We start from the raw sequence: 23,676 nt of genomic DNA, 5'->3' as shown, positions 1-23,676 counted from the left end.
CGACCTCCGAGGAGCCCCCATGGCCCGCAGCACCCTGACCCGATCCCTGCACGACGTCGGCCTCGCCGCCTGGTTCGGCGGCACCCTGGCCGGCGCGGTGGCGGTGAACCCGGCCGCGGCGCAGGCCGACGACGCCACCGGCCGCGGCGCGGTCGCCAACAGCGCCTGGGACCGCTGGACGCCGGTCAACGCCGCCGCGATCGGCGCCCACCTCGTCGGCTCGGTGGGCCAGCTCGCCGCGAATCGGCGGCGCGTGGCCGGGCAGAGCGGCGTCGGCTCGATGGCGCTGGCCAAGACCGCGCTGACGGGCGCCGCCCTCGGCGCCACCGCCTACGCCCGCGCGCTGGGGCGCGTCGTCGACGCCGAGCACCGCATGCCGGTGGCGTCCGGCACCAGGCCCGAGCAGGGCACGCCCCCGCCGGTGGCCCGGGCGCAGCAGCGGCTGCGCGTCCTGCAGTGGACGATCCCGGCGCTGACCGGCGGGCTGATCGTCGTCACGGCGCTGGCCGGGGAGCAGCAACGGCCCGCCGAGGTCGGACGCGGCGCGCTGCGGCGCCTGCGCCCCTGACCTCGGCGGGCCGTGGTGAGCCGGACCGGGCCGAGCCGGTCGGCTCCGGGAGGGTGCGGGTGATCAGTCCTCGTCGAACAGCAGGACGTGCGCGACGCCCGCGATCGCGGCGCCGACGACCGGCGCGAGGATGAAGACCCAGATCTGGCTCAGCGCGTCACCGCCGGCGAACACCGCCACGGCGATCGAGCGGGCCGGGTTGACCGAGGTGTTGCTGACCGGGATCGAGATGAGGTGGATCAGGGTCAGCGCGAGGCCGATCGCGAGGCCGGAGAAGCCGACCGCGGCGCGCTTGGCCGAGACGCCGAGGATGACCAGCAGGAAGACGGCCGTCAGCACGACCTCGACGAGCAGCACGGCGGCCAGGCTGTAGCCGTCGGGCGAGGCGGAGCCGTAGCCGTTGGTGGCGAAGCCGGTCTTGACGTCGAAGCCGTCCTTGCCGCTGGCGATCGCGAACAGCACGGCCGCGGCGATCACGCCGCCGACGACCTGGGCGCCGACGTACGCCGGCACGTCGCGCCAGTCGAACCGCTTGGCGGTGGCCAGACCGACCGAGACGGCCGGGTTGAAGTGGCCGCCGGAGATCGGGCCGAACGCGTAGGCGCCGGTGACGACGGTGAGGCCGAAGGCGAGGGCCACGCCGAGGTAGCCCACCTCCTTGCCGGCCAGGACGGCGGTGCCGCAGCCGCCCAGCACCAGCCAGAAGGTGCCGAGCAGCTCGGCGGCGAGGCGACGGACGAGGGCGGGCTGGGCGGGAGCGGCTGCGGGCCGCTCGACGGCGTCAGTGCTCATGGTGTGCTCCTGTGGGGTCGTCGTTCGGGTGGTTCCGAGAGGTCGGGGAGGGCGGGACGGTCAGGGTCAGCGGTTCCGCTCCTGCAGCCTCCGCTTCGCGGCGGGCACGCCGAAGATCGCCAGCAGCTTCCAGACGATCCAGCCGAGGACGGCGAAGAGGTTGCGCTTGGGGTGGGCCATGACGGCCTCCTTCTGTGACGGGGTGGTGGCGTGGACACGCGACCCGGCTGGATCGACGTGGCGGCGGGCGACGCCGATCGGCCCCGGGCTCCGATCGGCGAGCACCGGTGGGTCGCGGCTCGGACGGGGTTCGGCACGCGGCTGTCGCGCAGATCACCCCTCCGTGGCCGAAACGCCTCCGGGCTCGACGATCGGGGGCGAGGATGGCGCAGGCGACCGCCGGCCGCCACCGACCCACCCGTCCGATCGCATCGCGGACGGCGACCCCACGCACTGGAGCGTCATGTCCTCTCGGAGCCCCCGCCCGCCCGTCCCGCCCGTCCCGCCCGCGGCCCGCCTCGCCGGCGTCGGCGCCCTGCTCGTCGGCCTGCTGGCCGGCGTCGGCGCGGGCACGGCGCCGGCCGCGCAGGCGGCCACCACCGTCCCGAAGGCCGTCAACGGCCAGTCCGTGACGCTCAGCCTCCGCTCGGCGGTGGCGCGCCTGAAGGTCGCCACCCCGAACCGCATCGGCTACCAGCGCGAGCGGTTCAAGCACTGGGACGACGTCGACGGCGACTGCCAGAGCGCGCGCGCCGAGGTGCTGCGGGCCGAGTCGCGGGTGCGGACGAACGCCGGCTGCACCGTCACCACCGGCCGCTGGGTCTCGGAGTACGACGGCGTGACCGTGCGTCAGGCCAGCCGCCTCGACGTCGACCACGTCGTGCCGCTCGCCGAGGCGTGGGCCTCGGGCGCGCGCGGCTGGTCGGCCGCGCGGCGCGAGGCGTTCGCCAACGACCTCACCGACCCGAACACCCTCCTCGCGGTGACCGCCTCCTCCAACCGCAGCAAGGGCGACAGCGACCCCGCCGAGTGGCTGCCCGCCGAGCGCCAGTGCTCCTACGTGAAGCGCTGGGTGACGGTGAAGCTGCGCTGGTCGCTCAGCGTCGACCGGCGCGAGCGCGACGTGCTCACGCGCAAGGCCCGGGTCTGCCCCGACACCACGATCCGCACCCACCGCGCGTCGGTCACGTTCGTGACGCGCGGCTCGTCCGGCGGCTCGTCGTCCGGCGGCTCGGGCGGCTCTTCCGGGGGCTCCGGCGGCTCGTCGTCGGGTGGCTCGGGCGGCGGCTCGTCGTCGGGCACCGACCCGCGCTACGGCACCTGCAAGGAGGCCAAGGCCCACGGATACGGGCCGTACGTGCGCGGCCGCGACCCCGAGTACGCCTGGTACCGCGACGCCGACGGCGACGGGATCGTCTGCGAGTAGCCGCCTGCGTCAGCGGGCGCGCACGGCGACGAAGCCGGTCATCGTCCCCTGCAGCAAAGTGCGGTCGGGCAGGATCGTGCCGACCATCTGGAGGGTGTCGGACGCCGGGCCGACGCCGATCGGCTGGCTGCTGAGCACGCGACCGGTGCGCGGGGAGATGCGTCCGAGCGCGTAGGACTGGCCGTCGCGGATCACCGTGTAGATCACCCGCTCGGCCCGCGAGAGCCGCGGCACCGCCGCGGACGCGACGTCGCTGCGCCACCGGGTGCGGCAGCCGTCGGCGGTGAGGTCGATGCGCTCCAGGCCGCCGGCGATCGGGGCCGACGCCGGCTCGGACGGCCCGTCGGTGCCGGCCGGGTACGGGTAGCCGTAGGTGCTGGCGACGTAGACGCTCGAGCCGAGCCCGATCGGGGAGTTCTCGGTGCCCGAGGCCCCGGAGCGGAACAGCGGCTGGCGGCACACCAGGCGTCCGGTGTCGGAGCGGTACACCAGCAGGTGCTCGCGCGGGGACGCGTCGTCGGTGATCGCGACGAGCTCGCCGCCCGTGCGCGGGCCGAGGAAGGTCGGCGTCGCGCCGCTGCCGTGGGTCAGCTGGCCGGGCTTGCGCGCTGGGCCGCGCTCGTAGGCCCGGCGCCACACCGTGCGGATCGCGCCGCGGGCGTCCGCCCGGACGAGGACGAGCGCGTGGTCGGTCGTGATCGCGACGCCGCCGGGCGCGGTGGCGATGCTGTTGGCGACGGTCTCGGTGCGCCCCGCGGGAGCCAGCGCCCGCACCCGCACGCGACCGGTGCGCGGGTCGACGTAGCCGGCGCGCGCCTTCGCGGTGGCGAACCAGATGCGGCCGTCGTGGCCGGGCGCGACGCTGACGATCGCGTCGCAGCCCGGCGCGCCGCAGGCCCGCGTCAGGGCGGGGGCGACGGGGAACCGGTCGTCGATGCGCATCTGCCAGGTGCCGCCCGGACCGCCCCGGTCGTGGGCGATGCGGACGATGTCGCCCGTGCCGCCGTCGACCGTGACGAGACGGTCGGAGCCGTCGACGTAGGCGTAGACGCCGCCGAGCAGCGCGCCCGCGCTGAGGTGGAGGCGCGCCACCGGCAGCAGGGTCGTGGGGTCGAGCAGGTTGGCCGTCGGGGCGCGGTCGACGTACTCCGTGCACAGCGCGAGGGGCATGCGGTCGCGGCCGGCGAGGATCGTCGGGCAGACCGCACCGAGCACGACCGGCTGCACCGGCTGCGCGTCCGGGCCCGGGCCCGCGTTCGGGGTGGTGTCGGACGCCGCCGCGTCGCCGTGCATCGAGGACGTGCCGTCGGGGCCGACGTCGGGCCGGCCCGCGCCCGCCTGCTGGCTCGACGGCGACACCGACGCCGACGCCGTGCGCGCGTCGGCCGGCAGGGCGAGCGGCGCCGCGAGGACGACCGCCAGCGCGCCCGCGGCGAGCGCGGTGGCGGTGCGGGCGGTGCGGGCGGTGCGGGACGGGTGCCCCGGGAGGGGCCTGGGGAGGGGGACGCGAGGCTTCACGTCCGCCCTAACGAGATGAAGTCGATCAGGTCACTGTGATTTCGACCGCGCGACGGTCTCGCCGGCCGCGCGTCATACGCCGGGGACGATCCGCAGGTCGCGCACCGCGCCGTCGCCCAGCGCGGCCAGGGCCTCCTGGTAGGCCGGGGAGTCGTGCGCGGCGCGGGCCGCCTCGACCGAGGCGAACTCGATGATCACGCTGCGGGTCGGCCGGCCGGCCTCGTAGACCTGCTCGGGGATGCCGCGGGCCAGGAAGGTGCCGCCGGCGCCGATCAGGGCCGGCCCGGCGAGGGCGGCGTACGCGGCCACCTTCTCCTCGTCGGTGATCTCGACGTAGGTGCTGATCCAGTACGCGCTCATGCCGTCATCCTGCCGGACGCCGGAGGGCCGTGGTCGCGGGCCTCGCGAGGCATGTAACGCGGAGTCCCGTGAACCTCCCACCCGTCAGGAGTGGTGGTCAGTTCACGGGACTCCGCGTTACAAGGGTTCGTCGGCCCTGACGCTCAGGCCAGCTGGTCGGCGTACGGCTCGAGGAGGTCGCGGGCGTCCTGCAGGGAGGTGCGCACGGCGACGACGTCGTCGCGGGTGCTCGTGGCGTGCAGGGCGAGGGCGCCGCTGCGGGCGGCGTCCAGCGCGGTCTGCGCGTCGGCGAGGGCCGTCTGGGCGTCGGGGTCGTCGGCGAGGGTCGTGGTGAGCTCGGTGACGTCGGCGCCGAGCCGCGCGGTGGCGCGGACGGCCTGCGCCGCGAAGCGGTAGGCGTCGGGCCGGTAGGCCTTCAGCCCGGCGAAGACGGCCTGGAGACCGGCGGCGTCGGTGGCGGCGGCCGCCTGGGTGGCGAGGTCGTCGAGCGCGGCGTGGTCGGCGGCGGCGTTGGCGCGCAGGGCGGTGACGGCGTCGGCGTCCAGGCCGCGGAGCGCGCGGTCGGAGACGGCGCGGTCGACCTGGTCGCCGACCCGGCCGACGACCTTGACCAGCTTGGCCTGCACGGCGGCCAGGCTGACGCCGGGCGCGGACCCGTGGTCGCCGCGGCCGCCGTGGTCGCCGTGGTGGCCGCGGCCGCCGAGGCCGGGCGCGTCGTCCCGGCCGTCGCGGTGGTGGCCGGGGCCGGCGAGCGCGGGCGTGGCGGCGAGCGCCGGGGTGAGCACGGCAGCGGCGGCGAGCAGGCCGGCGCGGGTGCGGAGCGAGCGGTGCATGGGTTCCCTCCCAGGGATGGCGGTGGACGTGCCGGGGGCGTCCCGAGCCGGGCACGGAGGACGGATCGGCCGCGGTGCGGACCACCGGAGGGGATCGCCGGATCTCTCATCCGGCTCTCATCGGGACGCTCACCCGAACCGTCGGCCGCGACCCGGCCGGCGCGCCTAGCATCGGCCGCGTGAACGCCACGCCCGATCCGTCCCGCGACCCCCGGGACCCCCGCGGCCTCCTGGGCCGGGTGGCCGGCTCGGTCACCGGCCGGATGGTCGACGCCGTCGACGACCTCGTGCTCGACCACGTCGACGTCGACGCCCTGCTGGAGCGGGTCGACGTCAACGCGCTGCTCGACCGGGTCGACACCACCCGGCTGCTGGATCGCGTCGACGTCGACCGCCTCCTCGAGCAGGTCGACGTCGACCGGCTCCTCGACCGGGTCGACGTCGACCGCCTCGCGGCGCGGATCGACGTCGAGCGGCTGCTCGCGGGCGTCGACCTCGAGGCGATCGTCCGGCGCTCCGGCATCCCCGACATCGTCGCCGAGAGCACCGGACGCGTGGCCGGCTCCGCGCTCGACCTCGCCCGCCGCCAGCTGGTCGGCCTCGACGTGCTGGTCGACAGCGTCGTCGACCGGGTCGTCGACCTCGTGCTCGTGCGGCTGCTGCGCCGCGGCGGCCTCGAGCGCCGCAACGGCCCGCCGGCGCTCGACATCGAGGGCCCGGTGATCAGCGACGGCGTGCGGATGGACGTCAGCGGCCACTACGCCGGCGCGCTGAGCCGGGCGGCGGCGCTCGCGCTGGACGCCGTCACGATCGTCACCAGCTACACGATCGGGTACGCCGGTCTCGACCAGCTGAGCAAGGCGCTCCTGCAGCGGCAGCTCAGCGGCGAGTACTCCTCCCCCGTCGCCGCCACGCTGCTCGTCGTGTGGGGCTTCCTCTACGTCTTCGGCAGCCTGGCGGTCGCCGGCCGCACCCTCGGCAAGGCGGTCGTGGGCCTGCAGGTGCTGGCCCGCTCGGGCCGTCCGGTCACCGTGCCGCAGGCGCTGCTGCGCACCCTGCTGCTGCCGCTGAGCGCCGTGCTGTTCGGCGCGGGCTTCCTGCTCGCGGTCGTGCAGCGCGACAACCGCTCGCTGCACGACCTGCTGGCCGGCACCTGCGTCGTCTACGACTGGGGCGAGCGCTCGGCGCTGCTGCCCGGGCCGCTCTCGGACTTCCTGACGCGCACCGGCGCGCGTCCGGGCGTCGAGGGCGGGGACGCCCGGACCTGACGCCGCGCCTGACGTCGCACCGGGGGTTCAAGGTTTCCACAAGGCGCCATCCCTACGGTCGGGCGCACCCCCCGACCGGAAGGACCCCCATGATCCACGCTCTCCTCTCCCGCCTCCGCCGCGCGACGCCCGCCTTCTGGCTGGCGCTGCTCGCCCTGGTCGTCGCCTCCAGCGGCACCGCCTACGCCGCCACGGTGGTCACCACCAAGGAGGTCAAGGACCGCTCGCTGCTCGGCAAGGACCTGGCGAAGAACACCGTCACCGGGGCGGAGGTGAAGGAGTCGACCCTCACCCTGCCCGCGCTCGGCGGCGCGGTGATCCGGCGCATCTCCTACGCCAAGCCCGGCTTCGAGCCGAACGGCGGCACCCAGGTGCTGAGCCTCGACGGCCTGACGCTGCGCGCGTCCTGCGACGCGGTGTCGCAGGTCATCACGCTCCGCGCCACCTCACAGGTGCCCGCCGCGGAGATCTCGTGGGTGGCCACCGACGCCGACTCCAACCCGCAGAGCACCTCCGGCTTCGCCGACTCCTTCGGCAGCGGTCAGGCCAAGACGCTGACCTTCGGCGACTCCGGCGACCAGATCGGGCACCTGCGCTACGTCAACGACGCCGGCGCGATCGTCGTGGTCGAGCTCGTGGCCGAGGACGAGATCGCTCCCTGCACCCTGCGCGGCTGGGCGATCGGCGACGCCGCCGTCGGCTGAGCCCCCCTCCCCCGGGCGTCCGGCCCGGGCCCGCCGGTTGGCGGGTCCGGGCACACTGGGCGGGTGGCCGATCTCCCTCGCAGCGCAGCACGCCGCACCGCGCGCCTCGCGGCGCTGCCCGTCGCGTACGGGGGCCGCAAGGCCGTCGGGCTCGGCAAGCGGCTGGGCGGCAAGCCCGCCGAGACGGTGATGAGCGAGATCCAGATGCGCACCGCCGAGCAGCTCTTCCGCACCCTCGGCGAGCTCAAGGGCGGCGCGATGAAGCTGGGCCAGGCGCTCTCGGTGCTCGAGGCGGCGCTCCCCGACGAGCTCGCCGGCCCCTACCGCGAGCAGCTCACCAAGCTGCAGGACGCCGCCCCGCCGATGCCGACGGCGGTCGTCCGCGACCAGCTCGCCGCCGGTCTCGGCCGCGACTGGGCCTCCCGGCTCACCTGGCTCGACGGCGGCCCGACGGCCGCCGCGTCGATCGGGCAGGTGCACCGCGGCACCTGGGTCGACGGCCGCGACGTCGCCGTCAAGGTGCAGTACCCCGGTGCGGCCGACGCCCTGCTCTCCGACCTCAAGGCGCTCTCGCGGGTGGCCCGCACGATCGGGCCGCTCGTCCCCGGCATCGAGGTCAAGCCCCTGATCGAGGAGCTGCAGGCCCGTGCCGTCGAGGAGCTCGACTACCGGCTCGAGGCCGATGCCCAGCGGGTCTTCGCCGCCGCCTACGCCGACGACCCCGACCTCGCGGTGCCGGGCGTCGTCGAGGCCGCCGAGAAGGTGCTGGTCACCGAGTGGCTCGACAGCCCGCACTCGCTGGCGAAGGTGATCGCCGACGGCACCCAGGAGGAGCGCGACCACTACGGCGCGCTCTTCGCACGCTTCCTCTTCACCAGCCCCGCGATCACCGGGATGCTCCACTCCGACCCCCACCCGGGCAACTTCCGCGTCGTCCCGGCCGCGGACGGCGGGCTCGGGGGCCTGGGCGTCCTCGACTTCGGCGCGGTCGCGCGGCTCGAGGGCGGCTGGCCGAGCGCCATGGGCCGGCTGCTGCGCGTGGCCGCCGACGGCGACGCCGAGGGCCTCGTCGCGGTGCTACGGCAGGAGGGGTTCATCCGCGACCGCATCACCCTCGACCCGCAGCTGGTGCTCACCTACCTCGGCCCGTTCGTCGAGCCGGCGCGCACCGAGGAGTTCCAGTTCTCCCGCACCTGGATGCAGCAGACGTTCGCCGCGCTCAACGACCCGCGCTCGCCGGAGTTCACCGTCGGCATGAAGCTCAACCTCCCGCCGTCGTACCTGCTCATCCACCGCACCTGGCTGGGCGGGCTCGGCATGCTCAGCCAGCTCGGCACCCGGATGCCGCTGCGCGCCATGCTCATGGAGGCCCTGCCCGGCTTCGCCGAGGGCTGAGCCACCGCCCGTCGACGCCCCGGCGAGCCGCCTTGCGCGCGCGTCAGCGCAGGTCGAGGTGCATGACGTGCAGCCCGACGAGCCCGTGCGCACGGGATCGGTAGGCGCCGGGCACCGTCCCGACGATCTCGAAGCCGAGCGAGCGCCACAGCGCGACGGCCGCCGTGTTGGTCTCGACCACGGCGTTGAACTGGATGCCGGCGTAGCCCTGCGCCCGGTGCCAGGCGACGACGTGCTCGCCGAGCAGCCGGCCCACGCCGCGGCCGCGCGCGTTCGGGGAGACCATGAAGGACGCCGTGCCGACGTGGTCGCCGCGGCCGGGGCGGTTGGGGCCCATGCCGGCCGAGCCGAGCACGGCACCGGTGGCGGCGTCGACGGCCACCACGGTGCGTCCCGGCGGCTCCTTGAACCACAGGTCCTCGGCCTGCGCCGAGGTGAGGTCCTCGGGGTAGGCGTAGGTCTCGCCCGCCGCGACGATCGGGGCGAAGAAGGCCCAGATGGCCGGCCAGTCGGCGCGCGTCGCCTCCCGGATCTCGACGGCTCCCGCGCTCATCCCGCTCGTCATCGCGCCGCCCCGGCGTCGAGGGCCTCGCGCAGGAGGTCGGCGTGGCCGGCGTGGCGGGCGGTCTCCTCGATCAGGTGCAGGAGGATCCAGCGCAGGCTGGCCCGCTCCCCGTCGGAGCGCCGGGCCCGGGCGGCGGACGTCCCGAGTCCCGCGGGCCGCGCGAGGACCTCGTCCAGGATCGCGTCCGAGCCCGCGACCGCGGCGTCGTACTGCGCGAGCAGCGCCTCGGGCCGCTGCCCGGCGGCGACGTGCCAGTCGTGGTCGGGCGTCGCGCGCCAGTCGACCTCGGCCCACGCGGGGGCGGGGCCGCGGCCGAGCAGCACCTCGCCGAGCCAGTAGTCCTCGACGTAGGCGAGGTGGCTGAGCATCCCGCCGAGGGTCATCGTCGAGGGCGGCACGGCGGTGGCGAGGGCCGCGGCGTCGAGCCCGGCGCAGCGCTCGCGCACCGCGGCCCGCTGCTCGGCGAGGAACCGGCGCAGCAGGGTGGCCTCGTCGGCCGCGAGCGACGTCATGCGCCCAGCCAAGCAGGACGTCGGGGACGACGCGCCCCGATCCCGCCTCACGTCGGCCGGCGGCCGGTGCGCGGGTCGCGATCGGTGACGCAGAACGCACGGCCCGCCGGGTCGACGAGCGTCGTCCAGCGGGGTCCGCCGCCGACCTCGCGGGCGCCGAGGGCGACGAGCCGCGCGACCTCGGCGGGGCGGTCGTCGCAGGCGAGGTCGAGATGGGCCCGCACCGCGGGCTCGTCGGCGTCGAGGCGCTGCAGCATCAGGCGCAGGGGCTCGTCGTCGTGACGGGCGAGCGGCAGGAACGTCGACGCCGACGACGTCACCGGCTCCCGCTCCAGGAGCCGGCACCAGTAGGCCAGCTCGGCGTCGAGGAGCCGCGGCGGCACGTCGAGGCAGACCTGGTCGACGAGGCTCGCCGGGCCGCCGTCGACCGCCACGGGGGCGCTGCGCCGGGTCTCGCCGGCCGGGACGGCGCAGTGCGCGAGCCCGCCCGGGGAGCGCAGCACGACGTGCCCGAGGTCGGCCACCTCGGTCGCGCCCAGCGTCACGGCCCGGTCGGCCAGGGCTCGCGGCTCCGCGTCGTGGAGATCGAGGTGCACGCCGGCCGGCCCGGCCGCGAGCCGCTGCACCCGCAGGTGCGCGTCGCCGTCGCCGGGCAGGAGGGTCGCGAACTCGGCGTCCTCACCGCGGTCCGGCGACGGGGTCGTAGCGGTCGCCGCCGCCCAGAACGACTCGGCGGCGGCCGCGACGGCGCGGGGATGGTCGAGGAAGGCGGTGAGCCACATGGTCACCACACTCCCAGGACGCTGCCGCCCAGGCGCACCACGAATCCCCCGACCACCGCCAGGAAGAGGCCGCGCACGAACCGCGAGCCGCGGGCCACCGCCGTCCGGGCGCCGAGGTAGGAGCCGCAGAGGTTCGCGACCCCGACCACCAGCCCCACCTGCCACAGCACGGCGCCCTGCGGCACGAACACCGCGAACGCGGCGAAGTTGGTGGCGAAGTTCGCCAGCCGCGCGTGGGCGGACGCCTCCACGAACGCGTAGCCCAGGCCGACAAGGCCGATCACCAGGAAGCTGCCGGTGCCGGGCCCGAGCGCCCCGTCGTAGAAGCCGATCGCCGCGCCGCCGAGCAGCGCCACCTGCGTGTGCCGCCGTCCGGCGAACCGCAGCCGGGTCGTCTCCCCCAGGTCGGGACGCAGCAGCACGAACGCCCCCACCGCCAGGATCGCCACCAGGACGATCGGCTCGAAGGCCACCCTCGGGATCCGTGACGCCACGAGCGCCCCGGCTGTCGAGCCCGCGAACGCCGTGGCCATCAGGGGCACGAACGTGCGCGGCTCCGGCCGCACCCGCCGGTAGTAGGTGAGCGAGCTGGTGGCCGTGCCGCACACCGAGCCGAGCTTGTTGGTGGCCAGCACCTGCGCCGGCGAGGCTCCCGGCAGCCCCAGCAGCAGCGCCGGCAGCTGGACCAGCCCGCCCCCGCCCACCACGCTGTCGACGAACCCCGCCGTCAGGCCGGCGAGGGCCAGGAGGGCCAGGACGGTCGCGCTGGGGTCGGTCATGGTCGCGTCAGCCTAGGTGGCGGGCCGGCGCCGGCATGTAACGCGGGGTTCGACGCATCTGCGCACCCTGAATATGGGGCGCGTAGATGATCCGAACCCCGCGTTACATCGGATCGCGACCTACGCTCGGCCCCGTGCGCATCGTCTCCCTGCTGCCCTCGACCACCGAGATCCTGTTCGCGATCGGGGCGGGCGACGACGTCGTCGGCGTGACGTTCGAGTGCGACACGCCGGCCGAGGCGCGGCAGCGTCGCATCGTGTCGTCGACCGCGCTCCCGGAGGGACTCGACCCGGCCGGCATCGACGCGTTCGTCTCCGCCGCGATGGGCCGCGGCGAGGACCTCTACCGGCTCGACGCCGGCGCCCTGGCCGACCTCGACGCCGAGCTCGTCGTCACCCAGGACCTCTGCGCGGTCTGCGCCCTCGACGTCGACACCGTCTCCGAGGCGATGGCCCACCTCGGCTGCACCGCCGACGTCCTCACCATCGACCCGCACACGCTCGACGAGGTGCTGGCCAGCGTCGTCACGCTGGGCGCCGCGACCGGACGCGAGCGAGCCGCCGCCGAGCTCGTCGCCTCGCTGCGCGCCCGCCTCGACGCGGTGGCCCGCGACGTCGCGACGCGTCCGGCCGAGGGCCGCCCCCGCGTCGCGGTGCTGGAGTGGACCGACCCGCTGTACGCGCCCGGCCACTGGATCCCCGAGATGGTCGAGCTGGCCGGCGGCGTCAACGTCCTCGGCACGGCCGGCGCCCGCTCGGTGCGCACCACCGTCGAGGCGCTGCACGCGGCGCGGCCGGACGTCGTGGTCGTGGCCCCGTGCGGCTTCGACCGCGCCGGCGCCCAGGCCCAGGCCGACGCGCTGCTGGCCGCGGGGGTCCTGCCCGACGGCGTCCGGGTGCACGCCGTCGACGCCGACGGCATGTGGGCTCGGCCCGGCCCGCGCCTGGTGGACGGCGTCGAGGAGCTGGCCTCGGTGCTGGCCGGCGCCCGGCTGTAACGCGGGGTTCGCACCACCTTCGCACCCTGAATATGGGGCGCGTAGATGGGGCGAACCCCGCGTTACATGCGGCCGGCGACGCCGACCCACGCCAGGGCCGACGCCCGGAGCAGCCTCAGCCCACCCAGAACCCGCGCCCGCCGAACAGGTCGCCGTACGACGGCCCGCCCCGGCCGCGGGACCGGTCGCCGAGGTACGACCCGACGACGGCCGCGCCGAGGTCGTCGAGCTCGGGCGCCACGACCCGGCCGTCGACGCGCCGGGCCATCGAGTCGATGAACCGCGCCAGGCCGGGGTCCTCGCCGAGCCGGAAGAACGTCGTCTGGGCGCCGAGGCGCTGCGCGGCGTCGAGCTCCTTGACGGCGTGGGCGATGGTCAGCGGGTGGGGCGGATAGGAGAACCACACCTCGCCGGACGACTCCAGGTGGGCGGTGGGCTCGCCGTCGGTGACGATCAGCAGCACCGGCTGGGCGTTGGGGTGCTTGCGGAAGTGGCGGTTGGCCAGCAGCAGCCCGTGGTGCAGGTTGGTGCCCTTGTCCCACATGGCGTCGAGCGCGGTGAGCTGCTCGATCTCCATCACCTCGGCGTGCCGGCCGAAGCCGATCAGCTGCAGCGCGTCGCCGCGGAACCGCGAGCGGATCAGCGTGTGCAGCGCCAGCGCCGTGCGCTTCATCGGCACCCAGCGGCCGTCCATCGCCATCGAGAACGACGTGTCGACCAGCAGCGCGACGGCGGCCTGCGTGCGGGCCTCGGTCTCCTGCACCTCGACGTCGTCGATCGAGAGCCGCACGCCGGACGCGGCCGAGCCGCCCTCGGCGACGGTGCGGACGATCGCGTTGGTGACCGAGCGGGTGACGTCCCACGGCTCGGTGTCGCCGAACTCCCAGGCCCGCGTGGCGCCCGAGCGCTCGCCGGCCGCACCGGCCTTGTTCATGTCGCGCTGGCCCTGCCGGCCCGACATCCGCTGGGCCACGTCTCGCAGCAGCGCATTGCCGAGCTGGCGCATCGCCTTGGGCGTCAGCCGCAGCTGGCCGTCGGAGCCGCGCTGCAGGGTGCCGGAGTCGCGCAGCGCCCGCTCGAGCTCCTGCAGGGTGCGGGCGTCGACGGCGGCGTCCTCGCCGAGCTGACGGGCCAGCGCGTCGAGGTCGACGTCGTCGAGCCGCGCCCCGCCGTAGCCCTGCGAGAGCTGCTCGGAGAGCCGGTCGAGCTCCGCGAGGTCCTGCAGGACGCCGGTGCCGTCGCCGAGGCCGACGCCCTCGCCGCCCTCGCCGAAGCGCTCCGAGCCCGACCAGTCCTCGCCGGGCCGCAGCGCCTGGAGGTTGGCGTCGAGCTGGGCGAGCGACTCCATCAGCTGCGGGGAGCCGAACGCCTGCGCGGAGAGCTCCATCAGCTCGCGCCGCTGCTCGGGCGTCATCGAGTTCATCATCCGCTGGGCGGCGGCCGAGCGCTGGGCGAGCGCATCGATCAGCTCGTCGACGTCCTGCGGCTGCTCGGGGAAGAAGTCGCCGTGCTTCTCCATGAACGCGGCGAAGTCCTCGGGGGTGTCCTCGCCGCGGGCGTGCTTGGCCAGCAGCGCGTTGAGGTCGGTGAGCATCTCGTTGATCGCCGCGCGGTCCTCGTCGGTGGCGCCCTCGAGGGCCTGCTTCATGCCCTGGAAGCGCTGGTCGAGCAGCTCGCGGCCGAGCAGGTCCTTGATCTGCTTGTAGGCCTCGCGGGCCTCGCGGCTCTGCCAGTCGTACTGCGCGAGCTCGCTGACGGCGGCGGCCGGCGAGGGCGGGAGGGAGTCGAGCTGCATCTCGCGCAGCGCCCGCTCCCCGTCGTCCATCATCGCGTCGCGGGCCAGCTGCTTGCGCTCCTCCAGGACGGCCCGCTCGAGCAGCTCGCGGACCTCCTGCAGGGTGCCGTCGAGGTTCGTGCGCTGCAGCAGGTCGCGCCGCCGCTCGGCGACGCGCCGCGCGAGGTCGTCGAGCCCGGCCTGGTCGCGGCCGCCCCGGCGCAGGAACTCGCGCATCGCCCGCTCGGGGCTGTAGCCGGCCATGACGTCCTCGCCGATCGCCTCGAGGGCCTCGGCGAGGTCGACCGGCGGGGCGAGCGGGTCGCCGCCGGTGTAGCGGCGGTAGCGCGAGGGGCGGCTCATCCGTACACCGTCTCCGAGCCGTCGGTGTCCTTGCCGATCTTGCGGGCCAGGTAGAGCCCCTCCAGCGCGAGCTCGATGGCCGCGGCGCGGGTGCCGTCGTCGGTGGCGCCGAGCCGCTCGCAGACCTGGTCGTAGAGGTCGGACTCCCCCAGCCGCGGCAGGCCCTGCAGGACGTCGCGCGCGGTGACCTTCTCGCCGGTGGTGACCATCTGGCCGTTCTCCAGCGCCTCGACGAGCAGGGCGAAGTCGACGCCGCGGAAGTGCGCCCGCACCGTCTCGGCGATCGCGGTGCGCAGCAGGTGGGTGAGGATCTCGGTCTCGCGGCCCTCCTCGCCGGACTCGAACTCCACCTTGCCGCCGAGCACCTCGACGGCGGTCTCGACGTCGACCAGCCGGGCGACGGCGGCGTCCTCGCCCTGGGTGGTGGCGCGACGCAGGGCCGAGGCAGCGATCGTCTCGGCGCCGGCGATCGCGAACCGGGCGCTGACGCCGGAGCGCTGGTCGACGGCGGACGACTCGCGCAGGTTGCGGGTGAACCTCGCCAGGATCTCCAGCACCGCGTCCGGCACCGCGGCGACGAGCTCGGCCTCCTGCCGGATCACGGCGATCTCGTCCTCGAGCGCGGTCGGGTAGTGGGTACGGATCTCGGCGCCGAAGCGGTCCTTGAGCGGGGTGATGATCCGGCCGCGGTTGGTGTAGTCCTCCGGGTTGGCGCTGGCCACCACGAGCACGTCGAGCGGCAGCCGCAGGACGTACCCGCGGATCTGGATGTCGCGCTCCTCCATCACGTTGAGCATCGCGACCTGGATGCGCTCGGCGAGGTCGGGCAGCTCGTTGATCGCGACGATGCCGCGGTGGCTGCGCGGGATGAGCCCGAAGTGGATGGTCTCGGGGTCGCCGAGGCTGCGGCCCTCGGCCACCTTCATCGGGTCGACGTCGCCGATCAGGTCGGCCACCGAGGTGTCGGGAGTGGCGAGCTTCTCGGCGTACCGCTCGGAGCGGTGCCGCCAGGCGACGGGCAGGTCGTCGCCGAGCTCGGCAGCCCGCCGGCGGCTGCCGACGGTGATCGGCTCGTACGGGTGCTCGCCGAGCTCGGAGCCGTCGATGACCGGCGTCCACTCGTCGAGCAGGCCGATCAGGGTGCGCAGCAGGCGGGTCTTGCCCTGGCCGCGCTCGCCGAGCAGCACGATGTCGTGACCGGCGAGCAGGGCCCGCTCGACCTGCGGGATGACGGTGTCCTCGAAGCCGTGCAGGCCGGGCCACGGGTCGCGGCCCTCGCGGAGGGCGGCGAGGAGGTTCTCTCGGAGCTCGGCGCGCAGGCTGCGCTGCTCGTGGCCGGAGGCCCGCAGCTGGCCTACGGTGCGGATGTCGCTGAAGGGGGAGGTGCTCACCACCTCACGCTAGCGCCGCACCCCAGCCCCGCTCCCCGCCCGAGCGGGTCGGCCGCCGACCGGCCGACGACGCCATCGGGACGACGACCACCGACGATGCCGCGTGCTCGACCACCGCGCCGGCCACCGAGCCGAACAGCGCGGTGCCGACCGGACCGCGGCGCTCGGCCCCGACGACCGTCAGCGCGCGTCCCTCGGAGGCGCGCACGAGCACCTCGTCGGGCCGTCCGACGGCGACCCGGCCCAGCGCCTCGACGTCCGGGAACTTCTCGACGAACCCCGCGAGCACGGCGTCCAGCTCGGCGGCGGCCTCGGCGTGACCGTGGTCGTGCCGGTGCTCGTGTCGGTACTCGTGCCCGCGCCCGTGCCCGTGCCCGTCCTCGTGCTCGGCGAGGTCGTCGGCGCCGGCCCCGCAGGCGACGACATGCAGGGCGGTCAGCCGCCAGCCGCGGGCCGAGGCGAGCCGGAAGCCCGCCTCGAGCACGTCCCAGCCCGCCGGGGTGCCCTCGACGCCGACGAGCACGCCGCGGCTCGGACCCGGGCCGCGGCGCACCACGGCGGTCGGCACCACCGCGTGCCGGGCGAGGGTCGCGCTCACCGAGCCGAGCAGCAGGTGGGCGGCGCCGCCGACCCCGCGCGGGGCGACAGCGAGCAGCGCGGCGTCCGCGGCGACCTCCGGCAGGACGACCCGCGGGTCCCCGTCGCGCAGCACGACGCGCACCGCGAGCCCGGGGTGGCGCTCGTGCAGCCGCAGCTGGGCGGCCAGGAGCCGGGCCCGACCCTCGACCCTCAGCGCGTCGCGCAGCACGTCGACGTCGGCGGACTCCCGCCACCCGGCGACGGGCGAGGCGACGGGCGGCACCGCGTGCACCACCGCGAGCGGCCGACGCAGGCCCACGGCCTGCTCCGCGGCCCAGCGCAGCGCGTGGTCGGAGGCGCCCGAGCCGTCGACGCCTACGACCACCGAGCCGGGCTCCAGCGGCGTCGGGTCGTCGGACGACAGCGTCGGGTGGACGGACGGGGAGGTCATGGTGGACAGCCAACCGTCGGCGGGGTCCGCGCGGCAGGGGCGCGGAGCCCCGCCGCGGGGTCCTTTGGTCCCGCTGCGGCCGGGCCGATCGCTACCCTCTGCTGCGTGACGACGCTCGCCGCCACCCGGCTCGCGCTGGCCGTCGTGGCGGTCGCGGCGGTGGCGCTGGGCGTCCTCGTGCTGGCGCTGCGGCGCCGCGCCTCCGGCCTCGCGGCCGACCTCGCCGCGGCCCGGGAGCGGATCGGACGCCTGGAGGCCGACCTCGACACCGCGCTGCGTCCGGCCACCGGCGCCACGACGGCCGAGCGGGCCCTGCGGACGATGGTGGGCACCGCGGTCGAGACCGCCGCCCGGGTGCGGCGGCACGGCGTCACCGGCCTGCTGGCGATGTCGCTGGACGACCTCACCGCCTGGGCGCTGGAGCGGCGGCCCGACATCCTCGAGATCGCGGCGCCCGACGGCAGCGTCACGCTGCTCTTCTCCGACATCGAGGACTCCACCGCGCTCAACCACCGGCTCGGCGACCGCACCTGGGTCAAGGTGCTCGAGGCGCACGACGCGCTGGTGCGCGGCGCGATCGAGCGACGACGCGGGCAGGTCGTCAAGACCGCCGGCGACGGGTTCATGGTCGCCTTCCGCGACCCGACCGCGGCCGTGCTCGCCGCCCGCTCGATCCAGCGCTCCCTGGCCCGCTCGCTGGACCCGCGGCTGCGCCTGACGCCGGTGCGGGTGCGCATCGGCGTGCACACCGGCACCGTCATCTCCCGCGACGGCGACTACTTCGGCCGCAACGTCGCCCTGGCCGCGCGCGTCGCGTCGCTGGCCGGCGGCGGCGAGGTGCTGCTCAGCGACGCCGTGGCGCAGGCCGCGCGCGGGCACCGCAAGGTGGTCGTGGAGTCGGCCGGGGACGCCGAGCTCAAGGGCCTGCCCGGCCGCCACCGGCTGTGGCGGCTGCGCTGGGACGCCGCCGCGCGCGACGGGCTCCCGGGGGACGCCGCAGCGGACGCTGCTCAGGACGCCGCCGGCGTCCTGCCCGGCACCGACTCCCGGGACTGAGCGCGGCCCCAGTGCTGCGACGCCCGGCTCAGCGCGTCAGGATCACGCTCGAGCCGTGGCCGAAGAGACCCTGGTTGGCGGTGATGCCGACCCGGGCGCCCTCGACCTGACGTCCGGTCGCCTGCCCGCGCAGCTGCCAGGTGAGCTCGCAGACCTGGGCGATCGCCTGCGCCGGGACGGCCTCGCCGAAGCAGGCCAGCCCGCCCGACGGGTTCACCGGGATGCGCCCGCCGATCGTCGTGTCCCCCGCCCGGAGCAGCACCTCGGCCTCACCGGGCTTGCACAGCCCGAGGTCCTCGATCCAGTCCAGCTCCAGCGCGGTTGAGAGGTCGTAGACCTCCGCGACGTCGACGTCCTCCGGTCCGAGGCCGGCCTCCTCGTAGGCGGCGTCGGCGAGCGACTCCTTGAACGTGCGCGCCGGCGCCGCGCCGCCGGAGGCGTCGGTGGCCAGCAGCGGCATGTCGATGACCGTGTTCGGGAAGGTGGGCGCCACGGTCGAGACGGCCGCCACCCGCACCGGCTCCCGCAGCCCGAGGCGCTCGGCGTAGTCCCGGCTGCACAGGACGACGGCCGCCGCGCCGTCGCTGGTGGCGCAGATGTCGAGCAGGTGCAGCGGGTCGCTGACCATCGCCGAGGCGAGCACCTCGCCGGCGCTGACCTCCTTGCGGTAGCGCGCGTGGGGGTTGTGCAGGCCGTGGCGGGAGTTCTTCTCCTTGACCCGCGCGAAGTCCTCGCTGGTCGCGCCGTGCAGGTCCATGCGGCGCCGCGCGTAGAGCGCGAAGTAGGCGGGGTTGGTCATGCCCAGCAGGCGGAAGCGCAGCCAGTCGGGATCGTCCCAGCGCTCGCCGGCGTTCGGCGCGAGGAACCCCTTGGGCGTGGTGTCGGCGCCGACCACCAGCGCCACCTCGCTCAGGCCGGCCAGGATCCGCGCCCGCGCGGTGTCGATCGCCTGCGCCCCCGTGGCGCAGGCGGCGTAGGACGTCGCGATGCGCGCGCCGTTCCAGCCCAGCGCCGAGGCGAACGTCGAGCCGGCCACGTACCCGCCGTAGCCGTTGCGGACGGTCTCGCCGCCGACGACGAGGTCGACGTCGGTCCACGGGACGCCGGCGTCGGCCAGCGCCGCGCGCGCCGCGTGGACGCCGTACTGGACGAAGCTGCGGCCCCACTTGCCCCACGGGTGCATGCCCGCGCCGGCCACCACCACGTCGCTCATGCCACGACCTCCTCGGCGCGCGCCGGGGCGATGGGACGCCAGCGCCAGATGGTGCGCTCGACCGGTCCGTCGTCGGTCTGCTCCACGTGGAGCGTCTCGACGACGACCTCGACCTCGGCCCCGACCCGCAGGTCGGCCACGCCGAAGCCCTCCGCCACCTGGCCCAGCACGACCAGGCCCTCGGGCAGCTCGACGGCGGCGAGCGCGAACGGCTCGTAGGGGTCGGTGGCCGGCACGTACGGCGCCGGCGGCCGGTACTGCGCGTCGGTGTACGACCACACCGTCCCCCGGCGGCTGAGCGACGCGGACTCGAACGTCTCGCCGTCGCAGCCCGGGTTGCGGCAGAACCCGGTGGCCGCGGCCGTGGGCGGGAAGAACACCGTGCCGCAGGTGGTGCAGCGGTCGGCGGTGAGCGCGGGCTCGGGGTCGGTGGTGAACCAGCCCTCGATCGCCGGCGTGGCGGTCATGGTGCCTCCAGAACTAGAACGTGTTCTGATTCTAGGGGGCTGGGCCGGGCGGTTTCATCGGCTGACCGACGAAACTGTCACCTGGACGCTGAAACTTCAGCGTGCAAGCGACAGTTTCATCGGCTGACCGATGAAACTGTCACGCGTCCTGACGCCTACCCCTGCGCCAGGAACGCCAACAGGTCCTGACGCGTGAGCACGCCGACCGGCTTGCCGTCCTCGTGCACGAGCACGGCGTCGGCCGACTCCAGCAGCGTGACGGCGTCCTGCGCGGGGACGTTCGAGCCGATCGTCGGCAGCGGGCCGGACATGTGGTCCTCGACCGGGTCGGTGAGCCGGGCGTGGCCGGCGAAGAGCGCATCCAGCAGCGCCCGCTCGGAGACCGAGCCGGCCACCTCGGCGGCGACGATCGGCGGCTCGGCGCGCACGACCGGCATCTGCGAGACGCCGTACTCCTGCAGGATCGCCACGGCCTCGGCGATGGTCTCGGCCGGGTGGGTGTGCACCAGGTCGGGCAGACCGCCCGACTTGCCGCGCAGCACCTCCCCGACCGTCCGGCCGTCGCGCTCGGCGCCGGTGAGGAAGCCGTACTGCGCGAGCCACTCGTCGTTGAAGACCTTGGTCAGGTAGCCGCGTCCGGAGTCGGGCAGCAGCACCACGATCACCGCGTCGCGTCCCTCCGGCGTGCCGGCGAGCTCGTGGGCCAGCTGACGCGCGGCGAAGGCGGCCATGCCGGACGAGCCGCCGACGAGCAGCGCCTCCTCGCGGGCCAGCCGGCGGGTGTAGGCGAAGGAGTCGGCGTCGGAGACCTCGATGATCCGGTCGGGCAGGCCGCGGTCATAGGTGTCGGGCCAGAAGTCCTCGCCGACGCCTTCGACCAGGTACGGACGCCCGGTGCCACCGGAGTACACCGACCCGGCCGGGTCGGCTCCGATGATGCGGACGTCGGGGTTCTGCTCCTTGAGGTAGCGCCCGATGCCCGAGATCGTGCCGCCGGTGCCGACGCCGGCCACGAAGTGCGTGATCCGCCCCTCGGTCTGGCGCCAGATCTCCGGGCCGGTGGTCTCGTAGTGGGAGCGCGGGTTGTGCGGGTTGGCGTACTGGTTGGGCTTCCAGGCGCCGGGCTGCGAGGCGAGCCGGTCGGAGACGTTGTAGTAGGAGTCGGGGTGCTCGGGGGGCACGGCCGTCGGGCAGACGACGACCTCCGCGCCGTAGGCCCGCAGCACGTTGCGCTTGTCCTCGCTGACCTTGTCGGGGCAGACGAAGACGCACTTGTAGCCCTTCGCCTGCGCCACCATCGCCAGCCCGACGCCGGTGTTGCCGGACGTCGGCTCGACGATCGTGCCGCCCGGCTGCAGCTCGCCGGAGGCCTCGGCGGCTTCGATCATCCGGGTCGCGATGCGGTCCTTCACCGAGCCTCCGGGGTTGAGGTACTCGATCTTGGCCAGCACGAGCGGACCGGTCGGGTCCGTGTCGGCGGGCAGGTCCAGGGTGCGTCCGAGCCTCAGCAGCGGGGTGTCGCCGATGAGGTCGAGCAGGGAGTCGACGTAGTCCACGTCGTCACCCTAGGCCCGCCGGGGCGCCGCCCTCACCCCGAGGAGCAGCCCCCGACGGGCGGTGCTGCGGATCCCTAGACTGCGAGCGTGAGCAGAGCGAGCGCGGCGCGACGTCTGGCATCCGCGGCCGCCCTCGGCGGCGGCGGGGTCTCGGTGCTGGGCGCCGGCCTCTACGGCGTCCTCACCCTGGAGGCCAAGTGGGCCCGCAAGGCGATCGGCCCGATCCTCACCACCCCGCCCCCCGACCCCACCGGCTGGTACGGCCGCGGACGTCCCGGCCCGGCGATCAAGATCGCGGTGCTCGGCGACTCCAGCGCCGCCGGCTACGGGGTCGAGCGGGTCGAGGAGACGCCCGGCGCGCTCCTGGCCAGCGGGGTCGCGGCCCACGCCGACCGCCGCGTCCACCTGCGCGACGTGGCCGTGGTCGGCGCGCGCACCGGCGACCTCGACGAGCAGATCGACCGCATCCTGCCCTCGCAGCCCGACGTCGCCGTGCTGCTGATCGGCGCCAACGACGTCACGCACGTGACGCCGCCGGCCGTCTCGGTGCGCCACCTCGCCGAGGCGGTGCGTCGGCTGCGCGAGTCCGGCGTCGAGGTGGTCGTCGGCACCTGCCCCGACCTCGGCACGATCAAGCCGATCGCCCCGCCGCTCAAGCAGGTGGCGCGCGCCTGGTCGCGTCGGCTCGCCGCGGGCCAGACGATCGCGGTGCTCGAGGAGGGCGGACGCACGGTCTCGCTCGGCTCGATCCTCGGCCCGGAGTTCGCCGCCACCCCCGCCCTGCTGTTCGGCCCCGACCAGTTCCACCCCTCCGCCGAGGGCTACCGACGCCTCGCCTCGGTGCTGCTGCCCAGCACGCTCGCCGCGCTCGGCGTCGTCGACGAGCGCGAGCTGTCCCTCGAGACCGTCCGCGGCGAGGGCGTCCTGCCGATCACCGACGCCGCGATCCGCGCCGTCAACCACCCCGGCACCGAGCTCGGCGGCACCGAGATCGGCGGCGCCCGCCTCGGCGTCCGGGGCCGCTGGGTCGAGCTGCGGCATCGCCGACGCCGCGACGACACCGCCAGCGAGGCCCCCGACGACGTCGAGACCGACTCGGGCGACGGCGCCGCCGACGCCGGTGCGCCGGTGCCGGTCGGCTGATCCGGCGCGCGCGCAGGTTTCCCCGGATATCCGGGGAAACCGGACGTTGTCAGGTGAAACTTCCCCTGACAACGTCCAGCTTCCCCTGACATGTCGGCCCGGACGTCGGCGAACCGAGCCCCGGGAACGACGAAGGCCCGCCCGAGCCGGAGCTCGGACGGGCCCTCCGATCAGGCCACGGGACGGACCCGCGTCGCGATCAGTCCTGCTGGAAGTAGGCGAGGATGCGCAGCAGGTTGGTGTAGATCCAGACCAGGCTGACGGTCATCGCGAACGCGGCGGTCCACGACTCGCGCTCGGGCAGCCCGTTGCGGATGCCCTGCTCGACGAAGTCGAAGTCGAGGATCAGCATGAACACGCCGAGCACGAGGCCGGCGACGGCGGTCAGCATGCCGAGGCCGCTGACGCCGAACAGGCCGATCTGGGCGCCGAACAGGCTGAGCACGAGCTCCATGAGCGAGAGGCCGACCATGCCCAGCACGGCGGCGAACACGAAGCGACGGAACTTGTCGCCGACCTGGATGTTCAGGAACTTGTAGGCCGCGAGCGTGCCGCCGAACGCGGCGAAGGTGCCGATCACGGCGCCCTGCACGACGTTGCCGCCGGGGTAGACGATGTTGAACACCTTGCTGAGGCCGCCGAGCGCGACGCCCTCGGCGACGGCGAACGCCATCACGAGGCCGGGGCTCACGACCCGCTTGAAGGAGTTGACCATCGAGAGGCCGAAGGCGACGAGGCTGCCGAGCGTGGCGGCGGCGAACAGCGTGCCGAGGCCGCTGGTGTCGACGGTGCCGTCGGGCAGGGTCTCGATGCTCGGCGTCAGGATCCAGGTCGCCATGGCGGCCAGGACGACCAGGCCGATGCTCACCCCCGTCTTCTGGACGACCGAGTCGATCGTCATCCGACCGCCGGAGGCGGTGGGAGTGGGGGCGAGGCCGTAGCCCTGGGGGTCTCCCGGCGAGCCGACGCCCCACGTGGAGGGGTCGCTGCCGTAGCCGGGGTAGGTCTGTGTGCCGTACGCGTTCGCGCCGGAGCGGTTGAACTCCTCGGACCGGCGGAACACCGGGTTGTTGCTCTGCATGGTCTCGGTCTCCTCCCTGGAGGCCTGGCGGTCGCCTCCGTGACGACTCGCCGTGTACCGGGTCAACGCCGGTCACGCTGGGATGGTTCCCGATCTCAGGAG

Annotated in this window: 23 protein-coding genes; 8 read left to right on the top strand and 15 right to left on the bottom strand. The window is 75.1% G+C overall.

Translation table 11 applies throughout. The annotated features are described in order from the left end of the window. The first annotated feature begins 19 nt into the window (after positions 1-19). Positions 20-568: a hypothetical protein gene (locus tag K8Z61_RS16615; RefSeq protein ID WP_224131157.1), complete on the top strand. Its 549-nt coding sequence runs from the start codon at positions 20-22 to the stop codon at positions 566-568. Between the two features lie 63 nt (positions 569-631). Here K8Z61_RS16615 and aqpZ read toward each other — a convergent pair whose 3' ends face one another. Next, on the bottom strand, positions 632-1,360 hold the full coding sequence (gene aqpZ, locus K8Z61_RS16610) for an aquaporin Z (protein ID WP_224131155.1): 729 nt from the start codon (positions 1,358-1,360) through the stop codon (positions 632-634). Between the two features lie 463 nt (positions 1,361-1,823). Here aqpZ and K8Z61_RS16605 point away from each other — a divergent pair, with 463 nt between their 5' ends. Then, positions 1,824-2,786, top strand: coding sequence for an excalibur calcium-binding domain-containing protein (locus tag K8Z61_RS16605; protein ID WP_224131154.1), 963 nt, complete (start codon positions 1,824-1,826; stop codon positions 2,784-2,786). A 9-nt stretch (positions 2,787-2,795) separates the two neighbouring features. On the opposite strand, the gene K8Z61_RS16600 is transcribed toward K8Z61_RS16605, so the two are convergent. The 3 genes from K8Z61_RS16600 to K8Z61_RS16590 all read right to left on the bottom strand — a co-directional run bounded on the left by K8Z61_RS16600 (position 2,796) and on the right by K8Z61_RS16590 (position 5,497). Then, positions 2,796-4,304, bottom strand: a complete 1,509-nt coding sequence (locus K8Z61_RS16600) for a hypothetical protein (protein ID WP_224131152.1) — start codon at positions 4,302-4,304, stop codon at positions 2,796-2,798. Positions 4,305-4,376: 72 nt separating this feature from the next. After that, entirely contained in the window at positions 4,377-4,664 is a 288-nt protein-coding gene (locus tag K8Z61_RS16595) for a DUF1330 domain-containing protein (protein ID WP_224131151.1), read from the bottom strand. A gap of 143 nt (positions 4,665-4,807) precedes the next feature. Next, positions 4,808-5,497: a hypothetical protein gene (locus K8Z61_RS16590; RefSeq protein WP_224131150.1), complete on the bottom strand. Its 690-nt coding sequence runs from the start codon at positions 5,495-5,497 to the stop codon at positions 4,808-4,810. A 179-nt stretch (positions 5,498-5,676) separates the two neighbouring features. Between K8Z61_RS16590 and K8Z61_RS19430 the strand changes: the two genes are divergently transcribed. From K8Z61_RS19430 to K8Z61_RS16575, 3 genes are all read left to right on the top strand, one after another. Next, positions 5,677-6,765 (top strand): RDD family protein, encoded by a 1,089-nt coding sequence (locus tag K8Z61_RS19430; RefSeq protein WP_224131148.1) that lies wholly within the window; start codon positions 5,677-5,679, stop codon positions 6,763-6,765. Positions 6,766-6,854: 89 nt separating this feature from the next. Then, on the top strand, positions 6,855-7,469 hold the full coding sequence (locus K8Z61_RS16580; RefSeq protein ID WP_224131147.1) for a hypothetical protein: 615 nt from the start codon (positions 6,855-6,857) through the stop codon (positions 7,467-7,469). A gap of 63 nt (positions 7,470-7,532) precedes the next feature. Continuing rightward, entirely contained in the window at positions 7,533-8,864 is a 1,332-nt protein-coding gene (locus K8Z61_RS16575; protein WP_224131145.1) for an AarF/ABC1/UbiB kinase family protein, read from the top strand. Positions 8,865-8,907: 43 nt separating this feature from the next. Here K8Z61_RS16575 and K8Z61_RS16570 read toward each other — a convergent pair whose 3' ends face one another. The 4 genes from K8Z61_RS16570 to K8Z61_RS16555 are packed head-to-tail and all read right to left on the bottom strand — an operon-like array spanning position 8,908 to position 11,502. Continuing rightward, positions 8,908-9,417 (bottom strand): GNAT family N-acetyltransferase, encoded by a 510-nt coding sequence (locus K8Z61_RS16570; RefSeq protein ID WP_224131143.1) that lies wholly within the window; start codon positions 9,415-9,417, stop codon positions 8,908-8,910. Between the two features lie 8 nt (positions 9,418-9,425). Next, positions 9,426-9,941 (bottom strand): DinB family protein, encoded by a 516-nt coding sequence (locus tag K8Z61_RS16565; protein ID WP_224131142.1) that lies wholly within the window; start codon positions 9,939-9,941, stop codon positions 9,426-9,428. A 47-nt stretch (positions 9,942-9,988) separates the two neighbouring features. Further along, a complete protein-coding gene (locus K8Z61_RS16560) occupies positions 9,989-10,723 on the bottom strand; it encodes a VOC family protein (RefSeq protein ID WP_224131141.1) in 735 nt (244 codons plus the stop codon). Between the two features lie 2 nt (positions 10,724-10,725). After that, the gene (locus K8Z61_RS16555) at positions 10,726-11,502 is read right to left on the bottom strand and encodes a TSUP family transporter (protein WP_224131140.1); all 777 of its coding nucleotides are present in this window, start codon (positions 11,500-11,502) and stop codon (positions 10,726-10,728) included. A 134-nt stretch (positions 11,503-11,636) separates the two neighbouring features. Here K8Z61_RS16555 and K8Z61_RS16550 point away from each other — a divergent pair, with 134 nt between their 5' ends. Next, complete coding sequence (locus tag K8Z61_RS16550) at positions 11,637-12,500, top strand: cobalamin-binding protein (protein WP_224131138.1); 864 nt, start codon at positions 11,637-11,639, stop codon at positions 12,498-12,500. Positions 12,501-12,615: 115 nt separating this feature from the next. Here the strand turns inward: K8Z61_RS16550 and K8Z61_RS16545 are convergent, their stop codons facing one another. Genes K8Z61_RS16545 through K8Z61_RS16535 form a run of 3 tightly spaced genes read right to left on the bottom strand, consistent with a single transcriptional unit; the run spans position 12,616 to position 17,058 of the window. Continuing rightward, the gene (locus K8Z61_RS16545; RefSeq protein ID WP_224131137.1) at positions 12,616-14,637 is read right to left on the bottom strand and encodes a VWA domain-containing protein; all 2,022 of its coding nucleotides are present in this window, start codon (positions 14,635-14,637) and stop codon (positions 12,616-12,618) included. After that, positions 14,634-16,028 carry a magnesium chelatase gene (locus tag K8Z61_RS16540; protein WP_224131135.1) on the bottom strand — a complete coding sequence of 465 codons (1,395 nt, stop codon included), beginning with the start codon at positions 16,026-16,028 and terminating at the stop codon, positions 14,634-14,636. Before K8Z61_RS16540 ends, K8Z61_RS16545 begins: the two co-directional genes overlap by 4 nt. 4 nt (positions 16,029-16,032) lie before the next feature. Further along, complete coding sequence (locus K8Z61_RS16535; RefSeq protein WP_224131134.1) at positions 16,033-17,058, bottom strand: universal stress protein; 1,026 nt, start codon at positions 17,056-17,058, stop codon at positions 16,033-16,035. Positions 17,059-17,163: 105 nt separating this feature from the next. Between K8Z61_RS16535 and K8Z61_RS16530 the strand changes: the two genes are divergently transcribed. Further along, positions 17,164-18,114 (top strand): adenylate/guanylate cyclase domain-containing protein, encoded by a 951-nt coding sequence (locus tag K8Z61_RS16530; RefSeq protein WP_224131133.1) that lies wholly within the window; start codon positions 17,164-17,166, stop codon positions 18,112-18,114. A gap of 28 nt (positions 18,115-18,142) precedes the next feature. Here K8Z61_RS16530 and K8Z61_RS16525 read toward each other — a convergent pair whose 3' ends face one another. The 3 genes from K8Z61_RS16525 to K8Z61_RS16515 form a co-directional block, all read right to left on the bottom strand. After that, the gene (locus tag K8Z61_RS16525) at positions 18,143-19,327 is read right to left on the bottom strand and encodes a lipid-transfer protein (protein ID WP_224131131.1); all 1,185 of its coding nucleotides are present in this window, start codon (positions 19,325-19,327) and stop codon (positions 18,143-18,145) included. After that, positions 19,324-19,794 (bottom strand): Zn-ribbon domain-containing OB-fold protein, encoded by a 471-nt coding sequence (locus K8Z61_RS16520; protein WP_224131129.1) that lies wholly within the window; start codon positions 19,792-19,794, stop codon positions 19,324-19,326. Before K8Z61_RS16520 ends, K8Z61_RS16525 begins: the two co-directional genes overlap by 4 nt. 155 nt (positions 19,795-19,949) lie before the next feature. Further along, positions 19,950-21,350 (bottom strand): cystathionine beta-synthase, encoded by a 1,401-nt coding sequence (locus K8Z61_RS16515; protein ID WP_224131128.1) that lies wholly within the window; start codon positions 21,348-21,350, stop codon positions 19,950-19,952. Positions 21,351-21,437: 87 nt separating this feature from the next. Here K8Z61_RS16515 and K8Z61_RS16510 point away from each other — a divergent pair, with 87 nt between their 5' ends. Continuing rightward, positions 21,438-22,493 (top strand): SGNH/GDSL hydrolase family protein, encoded by a 1,056-nt coding sequence (locus K8Z61_RS16510; RefSeq protein WP_224131126.1) that lies wholly within the window; start codon positions 21,438-21,440, stop codon positions 22,491-22,493. 199 nt (positions 22,494-22,692) lie between these two features. Here K8Z61_RS16510 and K8Z61_RS16505 read toward each other — a convergent pair whose 3' ends face one another. Beyond that, positions 22,693-23,574 (bottom strand): Bax inhibitor-1/YccA family protein, encoded by an 882-nt coding sequence (locus tag K8Z61_RS16505; RefSeq protein ID WP_224131125.1) that lies wholly within the window; start codon positions 23,572-23,574, stop codon positions 22,693-22,695. Between the last annotated feature and the right edge of the window lie 102 nt (positions 23,575-23,676).

It is taken from the genome of Nocardioides sp. TRM66260-LWL (genome assembly GCF_020075545.1).
In the GTDB taxonomy this organism is placed as follows: Bacteria; Actinomycetota; Actinomycetes; order Propionibacteriales; family Nocardioidaceae; genus Nocardioides.
The sequence above is the reverse complement of the archived record's forward strand: the minus strand, read 5'-3'. Positions and strand labels throughout refer to the sequence as shown.